Below are 16,967 nucleotides of genomic sequence, written 5' to 3' on the forward strand. Positions count from 1 at the left end.
CACTGTGGGGCATCAAGACGAGCTAGGCAGCCGAGATATTGATGCAGGAACCGCAGTCGATCACTTCGACAGGAACCGTGTGCGAGCCGTAGTTCAGCCTGAATCCCTCGGCATCCAGGACCTCCTGTAACTGTTCCCGCTGCTTCCCGACGGCGAGGTACGCCCTCGGCGTGCTGTGCGCGCCAACGCCACTGAACGCATCATGCAGCACTCGAAGGCCATGCTGTAGCTGTTCCCCGGAATCAGGCCACGCGGCGGCACCGAGCTTGAGTTCGACCGCGGCCGCAACGTTCCGTTCGGGCAACGCAGCGACAACGGAGAAGTCGCACATTGGCGTCTCCTCGGATCGTCGACCGGTTTCTCGGTACGTCGCACCTGTGATGTCAAGCTTCAGACGTGACTGGCACAAGCAGTCGCCGTCATCGCAGATGGTCACTTCGCAGTGGACATTTCCCGGAGTGTCGTCGTCGAGGAGTGTTGCGCTGTCGAGTCCACGTGCCCCCGCTTCGAGCAACCAGTCCCGAACGGAACAGGCACGGCAATCGGCTTGGCCGCAGGGCGGCACTCCGACTCTGTCGGGCATCTAGTCGACCGAGGATTCCAGCAGCGGATTGACGGTGCTTGCCGTCTCGAGGTGCAACGCTCGCATCGTGCCGGTGAAGACGCCTTGGTCGATGCCGTCGATGCGGTCGACCGCAATCGGCTCAGCCGCGCATCCTCGCTGGGTTCGAGAAAACCACAACGCCCGCACTGTCGCTGGGTCGATGTCTGGCGTCGGCACGCCTTTGGGCAGCGACGGCAGTTTTTTCAACGCGTGGGCCCGGACGTGGTTGTTGAGCTGACCGACGAAGGACGACGAGTGCGTCGTCAAGACGACGACAGCGCCGGCGGTGGCGAGCTGCACCAAGAAAGAAGCAATCTGCCGCTGCACTTCTGGGTGCAGATGTGCCTCGGGCTCGTCGATGGTCAGGCAGTGTCCCCACTCAAGCCGGTGCTTGGCGGCCAGCAGCAGCGGCGCCAGCTCGGACAGCATCGCCGATGCTCGGGGCAGCGGAAATCGACCCTCGGGGGTCACAGCCATGAAGGTCGGGCCACCGCCACCCTCGGTGTCGAGCTCGATGGACGCACCGAGCCGGTGCTCGAGAGATTCCACAAGGCGGGGAAACTCAGATTCGGGCATCGGCCGAGACGGTCCGCCGTCCATCTGCAGCCAGAGTGCAAGCAGGTCGGCCGTCGTGCCGGTCATGCGCACTTCTGCTGCGCCGAGCTGCTTGACGCCTGCGAGCTGCCGCAACGCCACCCCGGCCAGAACTCCGGAGTTCTCCACGATGCCGCTTCGCTGGGCCGGCAAGTGGATTGCTTCGGTGGGCCAGCCATTGAACAGGACAGCGCGGCCCACCGCGATCGCAAGACGCCAGCAGGTGTGGGTGATGTCGTCCGCCACAGGCTCGGTTCCGAGGCGTTCGGCAGGCAGGAATTTCGTCGCGAATGCCACGTTGTCGCCGTGGAGGACTTCGCCGAGCCAGGTGATCGGATTCGGCGGCTCAACCACGACGCCATCGGAATCGATGTCTTCGCTGTCGCTGTTGTCAGGATCGAACCCGACCATGACCGACCACATCAGATCCGTATCGCTTGATTTATTGGAGACCCGTATGAGCGAGTCCGGCGCTACGCCGGCTGGGATCTTGCGGCGCAGTTCGCTCGGCGTCGTGCCGTAGGCGTACGCAAGCCCGCGTCGCAGTTCGCGCCCGAAGGTCTGTATCAAGTCCGTCGAGATGGCCCTGAGCCATTCAGTCGTGCTCTCATCTGGCCGATATTCGAGCGCTTGGCTGGCTTGGCTCTCTGAATTCACGAGGCGAAGGAGTTGGGTGACGAAGTCACGGAATTGGCCCGGAATCTCGTCAAAATCGCGCCGGCCCGGAACCCGCGCCGCGCTTGTGGACGCCGCCGCGCAGTGCAGCACCGTGGCGAAGAAGCTCTTGCCGGTGTTGTTCTCGCCGACCAGGACGTTGAGGTCGCCAAGATCAATCTGGGCCGACTCCAGCGGGCCGAGGTTCTGCACTTCGACCGAAATGCCCATGCCGTCAGCGTACTTGTGAGCCTCCCTATGAAGGCAGTGCGTGGAATGGGACGACACGGCGCGCAAACACGATCTACGCCAGCAGAGCCGAATCCCCACCGACGACGACCTCGCTCCCCTTGAGAGGTGGGGTTGAGTACCCTGCCGCGTTGCTGCTGCGCTGGTTGCAGTGCCCGCGAGGTGGGTTGACCGGCCCACTGCGACGGGCTCGTTGAGCCAAGGGAGGACAGATGGCCGGGCCGATGGAGGGTGTCCGCGTCGTCGAGCTGGGCGTGTGGATCGCGGGACCAGCCTGCGGGGGGATACTCGCCGATTGGGGCGCCGACGTCATCAAGGTCGAGACGCCGGACGGCGACCCGTTCCGTTCGTTGGCATGGCTGTACCCGGGTGTCGGCAACCCCCCATTCGATCTCGACAATCGGGGCAAGCGCAGCATCGCCCTGGACCTGCGACAACCAGAGGGCCTCGATGCCCTGCACTCACTGCTGGCCACCGCCGACATTTTCCTGTCCAACATCCGGCCCGGCGGGCTCGAACGGATGGGCCTCGACTACCCGTCGCTGTCGGAGCGTTACCCGCAGCTGATCTACGCGAGCGTGACCGGGTTATCGCTGCAGGGCGATGAACGAGATCGCCACAGCTATGACGTCGGCACGTTCTGGTCTCGTGCCGGGATCGCCCGCTCACTCACCCCAGAAGGCGCCGACCTGCCCTACCAGCGCGGCGGCATGGGCGACCACATGACGGGACTGGCGGCGGCGGCCGGCGTGGCCGCAGCGCTCTATCACCGCACGAGCAGCGGTAAGGGCCAGCTCGTCGAGTCCTCCCTGATGCGCCTGGGCACCTACATGCTGGGCTGGGATCACAACGTCACCGCGATGACCGGCGCCGAGACCGTGGCCTGGGGTCGCGACAGTCCGCCCAATCCGCTCATCAACTGCTACCGGTGCGGTGACGGCGAGTGGCTCTGGATGCTGGGCCTCGAAGGCGACCGGCACTGGCCCAACGTCGTCTGTGCGCTGGATCGGCCGCAGTGGGGCGACGATCCACGCTTTGGTGACATCGTGCTCCGCCTGGAGAACGCAGCAGCTCTCACCGCGGAGATGGACGCGGTCATGGCCACTCGCACGCGAGCCACCTGGGGTGAGATCTTTGACGCCAACGATGTGTGGTGGTCACCAGTGCAGTCCACCCTGGAGTTTCGATCCGACCCGCAGGCTCAGGCCGCCGGTTGCTGGGTCGAGGTGCCAGCACCCGATGGCGGCACAACCGAGATGGTCGCGACGCCCGTCGACTTCTCCGCGACTGCTTGGACTCCCAGCGGACCGTCGCCCGAACTGGGGCAACACACAGAGTTGATCCTGCTTGAGCACGGTTACGACTGGGATGCAATCGAACAGTTGAAACAGGCCGGTGTCATTCCCTGACAGGTGCCGCGCGTCGAAACAACTGCCGATCGTGAGATAACTTCGATCCGCCGCGTCGCTGTGCGTCCCGGGCTCAACAACACGGGCGAACGAGATGGGGCGGCGTGGAAGGAGAGCGGATGATCGAGCCGGTCGGCGCTCGTGTTCTGACGCCCGAATGGGCGCCGACAGTGATACCCGCGCCCTACGACTCGCTCACCCCTGACGAGCGCGCTCAGCAGCTCGCCGAGAATCCTGATTCGTTCGCCCATGTCGCCGGATCGCCGCCGGAGAGCTTCGGCCATCCGAGCGAACACCTGCAGCACGCCACGCGCAGCACACAAGCACTGGACCGGTTGATCGGGCTGGGTGCGTTTGGCTCCACCCGTTCGGCAAGTCTGTACGTGCAGTGCGTCGAGGCCGACGGCCATGTTCAGCACGCGCTCCTCGGAGGTGTGAACCTCGCCTCGCGTGAATTGCGGCCGCACGAGGACACCCAGCCCGGCCGGGTCCACGGATTGGCGATGCACTTCACCGAGGTCGGCGCCATGTCGAGCCCGGTGGTCGTCACCGGGCCCGACATGGCGCACGTCGCGGAGGTCATCGAGGCCACGATTGCAGCGTCCGGGGCGTCCACCCCTCACGAGCCGTTGCTCGATACCAAGACCGCCGACGGCGCGCGCGTCACGCTGTGGCCTGCAGTGTTGCCGGGCGGCGAATCGGAAGGTGTCCGATTCGATGGCCCGCTGTACATCGTGGACGGACATCACCGGGTCGCTGCTGCCCATCAAGCCGGCTTCAGCCACGTGCTCGTGGCGTTGGTACCCACGGCCGAGCTGTACCTCGGCAGTTTCGACCGCGAGCTGAGCGAGCTCGACATAATGCCGAGACGGGTGGCGGACCTGATATCGACCCGCTGTGAGGTGACCGAAGTATCCGATGCCGTTGCAGCACGCCCCACCGAGCCCGGATGGATCGGTGTCGGCGTGGCCGATCATTGGTACCGCGCTCGCCGTCGTGACGCCGACGCTTCACGTGGGGCGCCGCCGGGCATCGACCCGGCGAGCGGGCTCGATGCCGCCTTCGTGCACGACTTCATGCTCAAAGAGATCTTCGGTGTCGCGAGCGCATCCGACCCGAGGCTCACCTACCGACCCACGACCGTTGCCACGGCCGACACGCCCGTCACGATCATGCTGGCGCCGGTTCCCCTCGAGGTGGTCTTCGACGTGGCCGACTTTGGTGGTGTGATGCCACCGAAGACCACCTACTTCTTGCCCAAGGCCCGCTCCGGATTGCTGCTCGTCCGCTGCTGATGCCGCCTCAGCAATGCTGATCGCCCTCACTGGCGGCCACGACGATGGCCTCGGCTACAGGCCGAACAGCTGGCGAGCGTTGTCGCCGATGAAGGCACGCCGCTTGTCGGCGGGGAACATGTCGACGAGTTCGTCGAGGTCCAGCACGTACTCCGGGGTGTGGTCGGCGTGGGGGAAGTCGCTGGCCCACATGAACCGGTCGTGCCCGAAGCGCTTCGCGAGTGCCGGGATCGTGCGCTCGTCGGGATCGCAGGAGATCCACACCTGACGCATGAAGTACTCGCTCGGCTTCAGTTCCAGCGGCACCCGGGTGCCGGTGTAGGTGTGGGCGAAGACCGCGTCGATGCGGTCCAGGCAATAGCCGAGCCATCCGCCGCCCGACTCGAGTACCAGCACCTTGAGTTCGGGGAATCGGTCGAAGACCCCGTAGTCGAACAGCGACACGAATTGATGACGCACGCCGTCCGACGCGGTCATAGACGCTGTGAGCCGCAGATCGCGCACGTGCTCCCAGGTGCCCATGCGAGTGCCCTTGGTCCATTGCGGTTCGAAGGTGGGGTGAATCGCAAACGGGACGCCCAGGTCCTGCGCTGCTTCGAAGACCGAGTCGTGATCGGGATGACCGAGCGGGCGCGAACTGTGTGTGAACGGTGCGACGAAAGCTCCCCGCACCCCGTCGGCAACGGCGCGCCGCAGCTCAGCCGCCGCGGCGACGGGATCGGTGAGCGACAGGTGCGCCATAGGAACGAGCCGGTCCGAATGGTCCCGGCAGAATTCGCAGATCCATCGGTTGTAAGCGCGGGTGTAGGCCTGGCTGAGCTCAGGGTCGGTGAGCTCGGCTTCCCACAGCAGCCCCATCGTCGGCAAGAGGACCGCGATGTCGAGGCCTTCAGCGTCGAGCAATTCGATCCGTTGATGGGGGTCCATGGCGCCGAAGGGGATCTCGCCCACATATGTGCGCTCGGGGTTGAACATGATGTCGGGCAAGTCGGCTGCGCCCATGGCACCCAGCGTGGAGACCATGCCAGGGCGCGCGAGCAGGCTCAGTTGATTGTCGATCATGAGCACTTCGAGACCGCGCTCAGGCTCTATCTCGATGCGCAATGCCCGGTCCTTGTAGCGCTCCTCGAGGTATTCCTCCCACAGGTCGGGCGGCTCGAGAATGTGTCCGTCGGCGTCCACAGCGCCGGCGTGCGCGATCTTGTGCACCTCGTGCATGTGGCGCTGATCGCCGTGAGCGGACAGATCTCTCTGGATGGTCGTGCTCATGATTCCCCCAACGCGCCTGATTCGCCCCAATGATTCCGCCAGCATTCTCGCACGGCGTGCCTCCGATGTCAGCGGAAGCGTCCCGCCGAAGTGTCTGCCGAGCGGTACCGGCGCACGAACACGCGCCATGGGCGACAATCTGGCCCTGACCGAACACTCCTGCAGAGGACGATGACATGAGTGAGGGCAACGGAAATACACCAGGCCGCCTGGCTGGCAAGTCAGCGGTGATCACTGGCGGCGCCAGCGGCATGGGACGGTCCACGGTCGAGCGGTTCCTGGCCGAAGGCGCCTCGGTCGTGATAGGCGACCTCAACGCCGACGCAGGACACGCATTCGTGGAGGAACTGACCGCGGCTGGCCACGGCGAGCGTGCTCGCTTCACCCGCACGGACGTATCGGTAGAGGACGACGTAGCTGCCATGACCGAGCTGGCGGTCGAGGCCTTCGGCCGGCTGGACGTGGTCTTCAACAACGCTGGCATCGGCGGGGCCTTCGGCCCGATCACCGAGCTGGACACCGATGCCTGGGACGAGACGTTCGCCATCCTGGTGCGCTCAGTGATGCTGGGCACCAAGCACGCCGCCCGGGTCATGATCCCCCAGGGCACCGGCGGCTCGATCATCAACACCGCATCGATTGCCGGCGTTGGCGGTGGAGCCGGCCCGCAGGCGTATTCGGCAGCCAAAGCAGCCGTCATCAGCCTGGCTCAGACAACGGCGCTGGAGTTGGCGCCCCACCGCATCCGGGTGAACGCAATCTGCCCGGGGCTGATCTTCACCCCGCTGATGCACAGCGGTAATGAGGCCCAAGCCACCGAGGTCATGGCGGAACTGCAGCCATGGCCGGAGCGAGGCGAGGGCAGCGATATTGCGTCGACGGCGCTGTTCTTGGCCAGCGACGACAGCAAGTTCGTGAGCGGTCAGCAGCTCGTGGTGGACGGCGCCATGCTGGCTGCGGGGCCACGCATCCACGGCAAGATGCACAACACGCGCAATCTGCATCGCATGGCCGGCATGGCGTACGGCACGACCGGCAAGGCCGCTTCGGTTCGTCGCCTCTAGCCGCGGCGCCCATCGCTCAGCGCGTCCCGGTGATCGGGGTGTGCAATCGAGGTGAGCAGCTCAGCACGCTCGGCGAGCGTGCGACCCCGTAGTTCCACCGCCCCGAACTCGGTTGCGACGATGTCGGCCACATACGCCGGCAGCGTCGTAGGGGCGCCCTGTTCAAGGGTTGGAACGATGCGCGAGATGCGCCCGCCCGCAGCCGTCGACGGCATTGCGACGATGGCACGGCCTCCGGTTGCCACGCAGGCACCGAACGCGAAGTCGGGGGCGCCGCCGGGTCCGGAGATATATCGGCCGCCGATCACCTCGGAGTTTGCCGAGCCGTCGAGCGCCATCTGCACGGTGGACTGCAGCGCCACGAAGTTGCGTACCTGGGCGATGCCCTCGATGCCGTGGCTCAGCGAGCCGCGCACTAACTGCACTGCCGGATTGCGGTCGACCCAGTCGTAGAGCCGGCGTGTGCCCATGACCTCTGCGGCGACGCTCACGCCATCGCCCAGCGGCCCCTTGTGGCGGTTGTCCACCGCACCGCTGGCGATGAGGTCGATGCAGGCGTCGTTGATCATGCCGCCGTGGAGTCCGAGGTGGCGACGGTCTCCGAGGCTGGACAGCACGGCGTCGGGAATCGAGCCGATGCCGAACTGCAGCGTGGTCCCATCGCCGATGTGCTGGCCGACGTGAGTTGCGATGGCCCGGGCGGTGTCATCGACGACGGCCGGCGCTAGCTCGGCCAGCGGCTCATCGATCTCGACCAGCGCATCAAAGTCGGTCCGGTGGCACTCGCCTTCCCCACCCACGTAGGGCATCTGCGGGTTCACCTGGGCGATCACCAGCGGCGTCGATCGCAACAGCCCGACATGGCCACCGACGCCAGTGCCGAGACTCATGCGCCCCTGCGCATCGGGCGGGCTGGCCTGGCACGCCAAGACATCGGCTTCGAGCCCGCCGCCGGGGCCCACGAGGCCGGTGATGTCCGAATACCGGGCGGGCACGACGTCGAAGTGCGGGCTGCCGTGCGCATCGCGCAGTGCGCCGCTGGGCTGCAGCGAGGTCCAGCGGAATGGGTTGCCGAGATGGTCGAGCGGTGCAGGCCTGCTGAGCAGGAAGGCGCTCACGAACTCGAGTTGCTCGAAGCGATCGTGTGCGGCGTCAATCGCGCTCAGCAAGCCGTACGGGGTTGCTGAGCCTTGCGCTGCATAGACGCGTGCCCGGCGCCCGATTCGCTCGATTGCGGTGTCGAGGCTCACCTGGGTTCCGGCACGGTTGCCGTTGTGAGGTATGCGGCCGTCGGGACTCATCGATGCGGTGCTCCTCGTGTTGAGGGTCCAGCTACCGGACGTGCCGACGGGTGGCCTGCACGTCCAGGCGAACTGTACGGGACCCGCAATGGCAATATTCCGGGTCATGACCTCCCAAGCGACCGACCTCAGCGCCATGCCCGCACCGGATCTGGTATCCGAACTCACGCCAGATGTCGCCGACGCCGCGGTGGGCTCGGGAGATCAAGCAGTCATCGAACGCGCCGCGTCGTGGGCTCGCGACTATGTCGCGCCGCGGGCCGAGTCGTGGGAGCGAGATCGCCGCTTCGCGACTGAGGCATTTGCGAGTGCCGCCGGCGAAGAGCTCTGCGGGCTGTTGGTGCCCGTGGCCGACGGCGGGTCCGGCATGAGCCAGATCGGTCTGGCACGCGTGCTCGAGGAGATTGCGGCTGCGGATTTCGCCGTCGCCTTCTCGCTGGTGTGTCACAACAACCTGGCGGGGGCAGTGAGCCGGCGAGCACCTGCGGAGCTTCGTGCCCGAGCGCTGCCGCCGCTCGTTTCGGGTGAACGGCTTGGCGCTTTCCTGCTCACCGAGCCCGGTGTGGGCAGCGACGCCGCCAAGATCACTACCTCGGCACGCCGTGACGGCGACGAATGGGTTCTCGACGGCGAGAAGGCTTGGGTCAGCAACGGCACCTCTGCGGAGCTGCTGTCGGTGTACGCGCAGACCGATCCCGCAGCCGGCCATCGAGGCATAGTCACCTTCCTCATCGATGGCAGTGCCGACGGCGTCGAACGCTCCGAGGGGTACGAATTGAGCGGCGCACACGGCCTCGGGACCAACGGCATCAGCTTCGAGAATTGCCGAGTGTCCGACGCCGATGTGATGGTGCCCGTGGGCGAGGGCTTCGTCGCTGCAATGGAGGGCATCGACATCGCCCGCGTCCTGGTCGCGGCGATGTGCTGCGGCATGATGCGCACCGGATTGGCGACGGCCATCGAATACGTGCGCCAACGTCAGGCCTTCGGCGGTCGCATCGCCGACCTGCAAGGGGTGCGGTTCCGACTGGCCGACGTGGCCACAGACCTCGAAGCGTCGCGCCTGCTGGCGTACCGGGCAGCGCTCGCAGTGGCGGAGGGCCGCCCGGCGGCCGTGATGGCCGCGCATGCCAAGAAGTTCGCGACTCGCGCAGCAGAGCGACGGCTGGCGGACTGCATGCAGGTGATGGGCGCTGTCGGCGCGCGCCGGGATCACCCGCTGCCCCGCCACCTGGCAGCTTCGCGGCTGACGCACTACGTCGACGGTGCGACCGAAATCCAAGATGTCGTGATCAGCAGGGCGCTGCTCGACTGAGCACACCTGCTGGCCGGATATCGAGTCGGCGACAGGCCGCGACCGTCGATGCACGTTGCTCACGGATTACGTGTAACCAATGAGGTTGTTTCATGTACCCCACGAGTGTTAACTGTCTTCAAAGGTGATCACAACTCGGCTCACAGCTCGTTCGGGCTGTCGCGAGGACCACCTCAAACACAACATTTTAAGAGGGGACAAAAGTGGGTTCAGCTCTGCTGTATGCGAATCCTGAGGGTGACACCCTCGCGGACATCGTGAACGTCAGCCAGTATCCGGTTGGCAGCACCCAGAAGGCCGGAGGTCCGGTCAACGAGAGCTGGGCGGACATGGTGGCCACGGCGAGACGGGCTCTGGCAGCCGACGGGTGCGCAACGCTGCCGGGATTCTTGACCGACGAGGGGTTGCGGCAAGCACGCAGCGAAATCTCCTCACTGATGCCGAAGGCGCCGCTGCGTCATGAGACCTCGAGCGTCTACGCGCGCTCCGATCTCGAAGTGGGTCTCGCGCCGGACGATCCTCGCCAGATCCAGATGTCACGCCTGATCGGTCACCTCACCCGCGACCAAATCCCGCCCGACGCGGTGCTGGCGCGCGTGTATGCCGCACCTGGCGTCAAGCAATTCGTGGCGGCGTGCGTCGGCGACTTCGAGTATTGCCCGGGGCTGCGCAGTCCTGGCAACGAGAACTTCGACGGACTCGGCCGGGTGCTGCGAGGCGAAGCACCTGATGTGGTGCGCCGCCTGCGGCTGCGCGCCGGCGATCTGCAGATCTTCTTGGGCCGGTACTCTTTGCACCGAGTGACCAAGGTGGAGGGCCAGACCACGCGCTGTGTCGGAGTACTCAGCTATGCGAACCGGCCTGGCGTCATCGGTCCGGTGGATCGGACCAGGTCGGTATACGGCCGCGTCACTGAAGCGCACCTGCTGGCAGCTGAGTTTGCACCCGGTTCGGGCGACGGGCTCATCTTGTGAGCGCTCCCGAGGAGGGCCTAGAGCTACAACGTCTCGCGAGGCTGCAGCAGCATCTCGTCGCCACGGACTGCGACGCGCTCCTGCTCTATGACCCGCTCAACGTCAGATATGCCACCGGCACGACGAACATGGCGGTGTACTCGCTGCACCACCCCTGCCGGTACGCACTCGTACCTGCGGAGGGTCCGGTCACTTTGTTCGAGTTCAAGACGTGCGAACACCTCTCCGAGGGGCATCGGGCCGTGGGCGAGGTGCGAAATGCGGTGAGTTGGTACCACTTCATCACCGGGCCGCGTACTGGTGAATTCGCCGATCGCTGGGCCGCAGAAATCGCTTCACTGCTCGGTTCGAGTCCGTTCCGGCGGCGGGGCACCCAGCCCAGGCTCGCCGTGGATCGGCTGGACCCGCTCGGCCTGTGGGCCCTCGATCGCTGTGGGGTCGAGGTGACCGATGGCGGCGAGATCGTCGGTCTGGCCCGTGCGGTCAAGTGTCCGGGGGAAATAGCAGCCATCCGGTCGGCCGTCGAGGTGTGCGAGCGGGCAATAGCGGCGATGGAAGCAGCCTGCCGGCCCGGCATCACCGAGCAGGAGCTCTGGTCGGTGATGCATCAAGTCGCCATCGCTGGCGGCGGAGAGTGGTTCGAGACCCGTTTGCTCACATCTGGGCCCCGCACCAATCCGTGGTACCAGGAGTGCTCAGATCGGGTGATCCGCGAAGGCGACCTCGTTGCCTTCGACACCGATCACGTGGGTTTGGACGGATACACCGTCGACGTGTCACGCACCTGGCTCGCGGGAGACGCCAAGCGCACGGCCGAGCAGCGCACCATGTACGCCGCCGCTTACGAGCAGGTGCAACGCAATGTCGAACTGCTGCAGCCAGGAGTGACCTTCGCCGAGCTCTCTGAGCGTGCCTACCTGCCGCCAGCGGGACTGCACTCGGCGGCGAATGCGTGCGTCGCCCATGGGATGGGCCTGTGCAACGAGTACCCGCTGGTGCTCAATCGCGAACTCTTCGGGAACGACGGCTATGACGGCGTGCTCGAAGCAGGCATGACGCTGTGCGTCGAGAGCTTGGTTGCGCCTGTTGGGCGGCCCGAGGCTGTCAAGCTCGAGGAACAGGTGCTCATCACCCCGACAGGTCCGGAGTTGTTGTCAGAGTCACCGTTCTGTGAGGCCCTGCTGAGCTGACTGGCGAGATCGCCCGGGAATATCGCCAGCGGTTCGACCAGGAGTCTGTGTTGCGCATGAGCGCCCACACCTGCGCCGATTTCTCCTGACGGCCTACTGGCCGCGCTCAGGCTCAGCTGTTCTTTGGATCGCCGAGCCACGCGACGATGGCATCGGCGACTTGACGCTCCGGCGCGTCGTCGGCGGTCTCTCCACGCATGAGTGCCGACCACTCCAGTTCGAGGCCGGAGCGGCCACAACGCACGGCTGTGAGTCGTCCTGTGTCCATCCACGGCGACATCGCCCACCGGCTGAGAATCGATACTCCAAAATTGGCTGCGATCATTTCGGCGATCGCACCCGTTTGCTCAAGCACCGTAATCGTGCGAGGCGAAACTCCGGAGGGTCGGAGAAAGCGTTCGTACTCGAAGCCCGGCGACGGTTGACGGTTGTAGGTGAAGTAGTCCTCTTCGGCTAACGCCTCGGGCCCGATCCATGAACGGCTCGCAAGGCGATGCTCCGGGTGGGTGACGAGCACGAGTTCGTCTGTGAACACGTGCATTGTTTCACTCGTCCCCTGCGCGGGGCCAGGCGCAAGTACGAGGTCAGCCGTGCCGTCAGCGAGTCGCTGTGCTGGCGCGTCACCAATGACGACGAGTTCCAGCAGCAGTCCTTCCAATCGCTCGCTCGCTGCCGCGGCGAATGGCGCCAGCCAGTGGTAGCAGTCGTAAGAGCCGACTCCGATGCGAACGGTGGCGGTCGTCCCACCGACACTGCGCATGAAATCCCGTTCGGCGCGGCCCAAATCCGGTATCGCGCGATGGGCGGCTTGGCACAGAGCGAGCGCAGCGGGCGTCGGCTGCATGCCACGCGACGGGCGGCGTTCGAATAAGCGTCCGCCGAGCCGACGTTCGGCCTCTGCCAATCGATGGCTGACGGCAGATTGGCTGACGTGGAGTCGGCCAGCCGCCGCGGTGACTGATCCGGTGTCCGAAACAGCCACGATGGTCTCGTAATGGTGCATTTCCAAACGTGAAGACATTGCTACAAAATCGCCAGCCCGGATGAGATATGTGAACAGATATAATGACTAATATTAAATGTGTGCACTTGTTTCTCATGAACATGGTCGCATCGAGCGGCGAATCTCGCGCTGAAGCACCGTTCACGTGCGTTTTGGGTCGATATCTGACTCGTCATTGATGTGACCATAAGGACGAAACGACTCTTATTCCTCTGCCGATTACAGGAAACTAGGGAATGTGGTTCAATACTAAACGGGCCAACGTAGTGGGATTGGTCATGACGACCTGAAATGCGCAACTCGTACAACTTCGCCTGTATCTCGTAAGAGTGTTGCACTTTGTTCACCCCGGTTTCCGTACATGACTGTCCGTAACGCCGGGGGAATTCCCTTGTGAAATGCATGAACGCCAAGTGCACGATGCATCAGGGATTATCGGAATACATGAGACAATGGAATGTATGTCTTGACACCGAGAAGGTGATCGATATATCGCGTCACCGTCGGGCCACCTAAATTCTGTGGCAAGCGTCTGCCGCTAGGCGCGGTTGTCGACAAATGACCCTGGATGGCGCCTAGCCCTGATTATTCACGAGTCGGGCGGACTGGTTTGTCTGGGTCCGCGGAAAAGCCCCTCTGACCTGCGACGATACGTGTCTGCAATGAACGCATCCGCGAGTTCAGGGGGGCATCTCCGAGGTGAAACTTAGCAGTGTGACAAACGCGCGTCTGGCAGGCGGCGGGGACCGTGTCGTGTGGGGCGCGGGGTTGTTCGCTCTGGGCGGGTTCGCGGACCGTGTCGGGCTGACCGAGGCGCTGTCGGCCGCGGTTCCCCCACGCGGCGAGCGCGCCCCGGTTCATGACCGGGGCCGGGTGCTGGTCCATGCGTTGTTGATGCTGGCCGGCGGCGGTGAGGCGTGCACCGACATCGAGCATCTGCGTGCTCAGCGGGAGATGTTCGGCGACGTCGCGTCGGACTCGACGCTGTACCGCACCCTCACGGGCCTGGGCGCGAGCGGCGCCGCGGCGCTTTTGGGCGCGGCCGCAGCGGTGCGCGAGCCGTTGTGGGCCTCCGCCGACCGCAGCAGGCCGCTGGTGGTCGACATCGACTCGACATTGGTGGAGGTCCACTCGGAGAACAAGGCCGGAGCTGCGCCGCATTACAAGGGCGGGTTCGGGTTCCATCCGATGATCTGCTCCACCGCGCAGGGGGAGCCGCTGTGGCTAAAGCAGCGGCCGGGCAACGCCGCCGCGAACCACATCGGCGATCATCTCGAAGTGCTCGACGCCGCGGTGGCGATGCTGCCCGCGCCTGACGCCGCAGGGCACCGCGAAGGCGACGACCCCGACCTCGTGGAGCGTCCGCTGGTGGTGCGCATCGACACCGGGGGATGCTCAGCGAAACTCGCCGAAGGGCTGCGGGACCGCAGCATCGGCTATGCGATCTCGGCGCGGTCCGCCCCAGCCATCCAAGCCGCGATCCGCGGCGCCTTGGGCGAGCCGGGCCGCTGGCACAACGCCCCAAAGCGCCCCGATCAGCGCAAACGGCGCGGCGCTCAGGTCGCGGAGCTCACCGATCTGGCGGACCTGTCGGGCTGGCCCGAGCGCACCCGGCTCGTGGTGCGCCGCGAGCCGCTGCACCCCGGAGCGCAGCGCAGCCTGTTCCCCAGCGAGAACTTCCGCTACTGGGGGTTCTACACCGACCAGACCGGCCACCCCGCACAGCTGGACAAGCTGATGCGCTCACACGCCGACATCGAGGACGCCGTGCGCCGGCTCAAAGACAGCGGCCTTGCGCGCATGCCCTTCACCGACTGGCACGCGAACAGCACCTGGGCCGCCATGTGCATGACCGGCCTCGCGCTCGTGGGATGGTTCCAAACAGCCTGCCTCACCGGCGCGCTCGCCAAAGCGGCCCCCAAACGGCTCCGCTGGCAGCTATGGCACCTTCCCGCCCTGGTGTGCCACAGCGCACGGCGCGTCCTATTGCGGCTGCCCGAACAGCACCCCGGCGCCCGAGCACTGCTCGCCATCGCCCACCCCCGCTGAACCCCCAGCCGACCAGTTCCGCGCCACGCCCGCCGCAGCGGGACAGCCCCGCCACGCCCGCACCCCCACCCGGTCCCGCCCGCGCACCAAAACCGAGCCCAACCGCTCCCCCCCGACGGCCCCGCCGACACCCAAACAGCCCCACACCGCCAAACAAGGCCCACAACACGCCAAAAAGACGACCAGCAGAATTCTCATGAATAATCAGGGCTAGCCCTGATTATTCACGAGTCGGGCGGACTGGGTTGTCTGGGTCCGCGGAAAGGCCCCTCTGACCTGCGACGATGCGTGTCTGCAATGAACGCATCCGCGAGTTCAGGGGGGCATCTCCGAGGTGAAACTTAGCAGTGTCACAAACGCGCGTCTGGCAGGCGGCGGGGATCGTGTGGTGTGGGGTGCGGGGCTGTTCGCTTTGGGCGGGTTCGCGGACCGGGTCGGGCTGACCGAGGCGCTGTCGGCCGCGGTGCCCCCACGCGGCGAGCGGGCCCCGGTTCATGACCGGGGCGCGGTGCTGGTCCATGCGTTGTTGATGCTGGCCGGCGGCGGGGAGGCGTGCACCGACATCGAGCATCTGCGTGCTCAGCGGGAGCTGTTCGGCGACGTGGCGTCGGACTCGACGCTGTACCGCACCCTCACGGGCCTGGGCGAGGGCGGCGCCGCGGCGCTGTTGGGCGCGGCCGCAGCGGTGCGCGAGCTGTTGTGGGCCGACCGTGACCGCAGCGCGCCGCTGGTGGTCGATGTCGACTCGACGCTGGTGGAGGTCCACTCGGAGAACAAGGCGGGAGCTGCGCCGCATTACAAGGGCGGGTTCGGGTTCCATCCGATGGTGTGCTCCACTGCGGACGGGGAGCCTCTGTGGATCACCCAGCGGCCCGGCAACGCCGCCGCGAACGACATCGCCGATCATCTCGAGGTGATCGACGCCGCGGTGGCGACGTTGCCCGAGCCCGACGCCGTGGGCCACCGCGAAGGCGACGGCGACAGCCTCGTGGAACGCCCGCTGGTGGTGCGCATCGACGCCGCGGGCTGCTCGCCCAGACTCGCCGCGGCACTGCGGGACCGCAACATCGGCTATGCGGTGTCAGCTCGGTCGGCTCCGGGCGTCCAAGCAGCGATCCGCGGCGGCCTGGGCGACCCGGACCGCTGGCACAACGCCCCAAAGCGGCCCGGCCAGCGCAAGCGGCGCGGTGCTCAGGTCACCGACCTCACCGACCTCGCGGACCTGTCGGGCTGGCCCGGCCGCACCCGGCTGATCGTGCGCCGCGAGCCGCGCCACCCCGGAGCGCAGCGCAGCCTGTTCCCCAGCGAGAACTTCCGATACTGGGGATTCCTGACCGACCAGCAAGGCAGCGCCGTGCAACTGGATCGGCTGATGCGCAGCCACGCCGACGTCGAGAACGCCGTGTGCCGGCTCAAAGACAGCGGCCTGACGCGCATGCCGTTCACCGACTGGCACGCGAACAGCGCCTGGGCCGCCATGTGCATGATCGGCCTCGCGCTCGTCGGCTGGTTCCAGAACGCCTGCCTCACCGGGGCGCTGCGCCGCGCGGCCCCCAAACGGCTCCGCTGGGAGCTGTGGCACCTCCCCGCGCTCGTGTGCCGCACCGCCAGACGCGTCCTTTTGCGCCTGCCCGAACGGCACCCCGGCGCCAAAGCGCTCCTCGCCATCGCCCACCCCCGCTGACCCCCCAGCCAACCGGTCCCGCGCGACGCCTGCCCCCGGGGGGACAGCCCCGCCACGCCCCCAGCGCCGCCCAGCGCCGCCTGAGCGCCACAACCGGGGCCATCGGCTCCCCTGCGACGCTCCCGCCGACGCCCCAACAGCCCCACACCACCAAACCGGGCGCAAAGCACACCGAAAATACGACCAACAGAATTCTCATGAATAATCAGGGCTAGTGCTGTGTCCGCAAACGTTTGCGCGCTTTGGTCATGCGGCTTGTTTGGCTGGTCGGCCCCAGCGGCGTTGTTGCTCGGCTCGGGTTCTGGCTCGTTCG

At 66.1% G+C, this 16,967-nt stretch carries 13 protein-coding genes; 8 read left to right on the forward strand and 5 right to left on the reverse strand.

Annotation, left to right across the window (positions count from 1 at the left end):
* Positions 1 to 22 precede the first annotated feature (22 nt).
* Positions 23 to 583, reverse strand: a complete 561-nt coding sequence (locus tag ACOOHB_RS19255; RefSeq protein ID WP_420446403.1) for a hypothetical protein — start codon at positions 581 to 583, stop codon at positions 23 to 25.
* Positions 584 to 2,083, reverse strand: a complete 1,500-nt coding sequence (locus ACOOHB_RS19260; protein WP_420446404.1) for an AAA family ATPase — start codon at positions 2,081 to 2,083, stop codon at positions 584 to 586.
* Positions 2,084 to 2,313: 230 nt separating this feature from the next.
* Between ACOOHB_RS19260 and ACOOHB_RS19265 the strand changes: the two genes are divergently transcribed.
* Together ACOOHB_RS19265 and ACOOHB_RS19270 are read left to right on the forward strand one after the other, a co-directional pair.
* Complete coding sequence (locus ACOOHB_RS19265) at positions 2,314 to 3,510, forward strand: CaiB/BaiF CoA transferase family protein (RefSeq protein WP_420446405.1); 1,197 nt, start codon at positions 2,314 to 2,316, stop codon at positions 3,508 to 3,510.
* Positions 3,511 to 3,629: 119 nt separating this feature from the next.
* Positions 3,630 to 4,805: a DUF1015 family protein gene (locus ACOOHB_RS19270; protein WP_420446406.1), complete on the forward strand. Its 1,176-nt coding sequence runs from the start codon at positions 3,630 to 3,632 to the stop codon at positions 4,803 to 4,805.
* Positions 4,806 to 4,859: 54 nt separating this feature from the next.
* On the opposite strand, the gene ACOOHB_RS19275 is transcribed toward ACOOHB_RS19270, so the two are convergent.
* Positions 4,860 to 6,074, reverse strand: coding sequence for an amidohydrolase family protein (locus ACOOHB_RS19275; protein WP_420446407.1), 1,215 nt, complete (start codon positions 6,072 to 6,074; stop codon positions 4,860 to 4,862).
* Between the two features lie 176 nt (positions 6,075 to 6,250).
* Here ACOOHB_RS19275 and ACOOHB_RS19280 point away from each other — a divergent pair, with 176 nt between their 5' ends.
* On the forward strand, positions 6,251 to 7,138 hold the full coding sequence (locus ACOOHB_RS19280) for an SDR family NAD(P)-dependent oxidoreductase (RefSeq protein WP_420446408.1): 888 nt from the start codon (positions 6,251 to 6,253) through the stop codon (positions 7,136 to 7,138).
* Here the strand turns inward: ACOOHB_RS19280 and ACOOHB_RS19285 are convergent.
* On the reverse strand, positions 7,135 to 8,439 hold the full coding sequence (locus ACOOHB_RS19285; protein ID WP_420446409.1) for an acetyl-CoA hydrolase/transferase family protein: 1,305 nt from the start codon (positions 8,437 to 8,439) through the stop codon (positions 7,135 to 7,137). The two genes, ACOOHB_RS19280 and ACOOHB_RS19285, sit on opposite strands and share 4 nt — an antisense overlap.
* Before the next feature lie 106 nt (positions 8,440 to 8,545).
* Here ACOOHB_RS19285 and ACOOHB_RS19290 point away from each other — a divergent pair, with 106 nt between their 5' ends.
* The 3 genes from ACOOHB_RS19290 (at position 8,546) to ACOOHB_RS19300 (ending at position 11,918) form a co-directional block, all read left to right on the forward strand.
* The gene (locus ACOOHB_RS19290) at positions 8,546 to 9,754 is read left to right on the forward strand and encodes an acyl-CoA dehydrogenase family protein (protein WP_420446410.1); all 1,209 of its coding nucleotides are present in this window, start codon (positions 8,546 to 8,548) and stop codon (positions 9,752 to 9,754) included.
* A gap of 203 nt (positions 9,755 to 9,957) precedes the next feature.
* A complete protein-coding gene (locus tag ACOOHB_RS19295; protein ID WP_420446411.1) occupies positions 9,958 to 10,728 on the forward strand; it encodes a hypothetical protein in 771 nt (256 codons plus the stop codon).
* On the forward strand, positions 10,725 to 11,918 hold the full coding sequence (locus tag ACOOHB_RS19300) for a M24 family metallopeptidase (protein WP_420446412.1): 1,194 nt from the start codon (positions 10,725 to 10,727) through the stop codon (positions 11,916 to 11,918). The genes ACOOHB_RS19295 and ACOOHB_RS19300 overlap by 4 nt, the downstream gene beginning before the upstream one ends.
* A gap of 112 nt (positions 11,919 to 12,030) precedes the next feature.
* Here the strand turns inward: ACOOHB_RS19300 and ACOOHB_RS19305 are convergent, their stop codons facing one another.
* Positions 12,031 to 12,939, reverse strand: a complete 909-nt coding sequence (locus ACOOHB_RS19305) for a LysR family transcriptional regulator (protein ID WP_420446413.1) — start codon at positions 12,937 to 12,939, stop codon at positions 12,031 to 12,033.
* 696 nt (positions 12,940 to 13,635) lie between these two features.
* Here ACOOHB_RS19305 and ACOOHB_RS19310 point away from each other — a divergent pair.
* Together ACOOHB_RS19310 and ACOOHB_RS19315 are read left to right on the forward strand one after the other, a co-directional pair.
* Positions 13,636 to 14,970: an IS1380 family transposase gene (locus tag ACOOHB_RS19310; protein WP_420445293.1), complete on the forward strand. Its 1,335-nt coding sequence runs from the start codon at positions 13,636 to 13,638 to the stop codon at positions 14,968 to 14,970.
* A 334-nt stretch (positions 14,971 to 15,304) separates the two neighbouring features.
* Positions 15,305 to 16,654 (forward strand): IS1380 family transposase, encoded by a 1,350-nt coding sequence (locus ACOOHB_RS19315; protein ID WP_420446414.1) that lies wholly within the window; start codon positions 15,305 to 15,307, stop codon positions 16,652 to 16,654.
* Positions 16,655 to 16,967 lie beyond the last annotated feature (313 nt).

Origin of the sequence: Candidatus Poriferisodalis sp. (assembly GCF_965215815.1) — a bacterium.
Lineage (GTDB): Bacteria > Actinomycetota > Acidimicrobiia > Acidimicrobiales > Poriferisodalaceae > Poriferisodalis.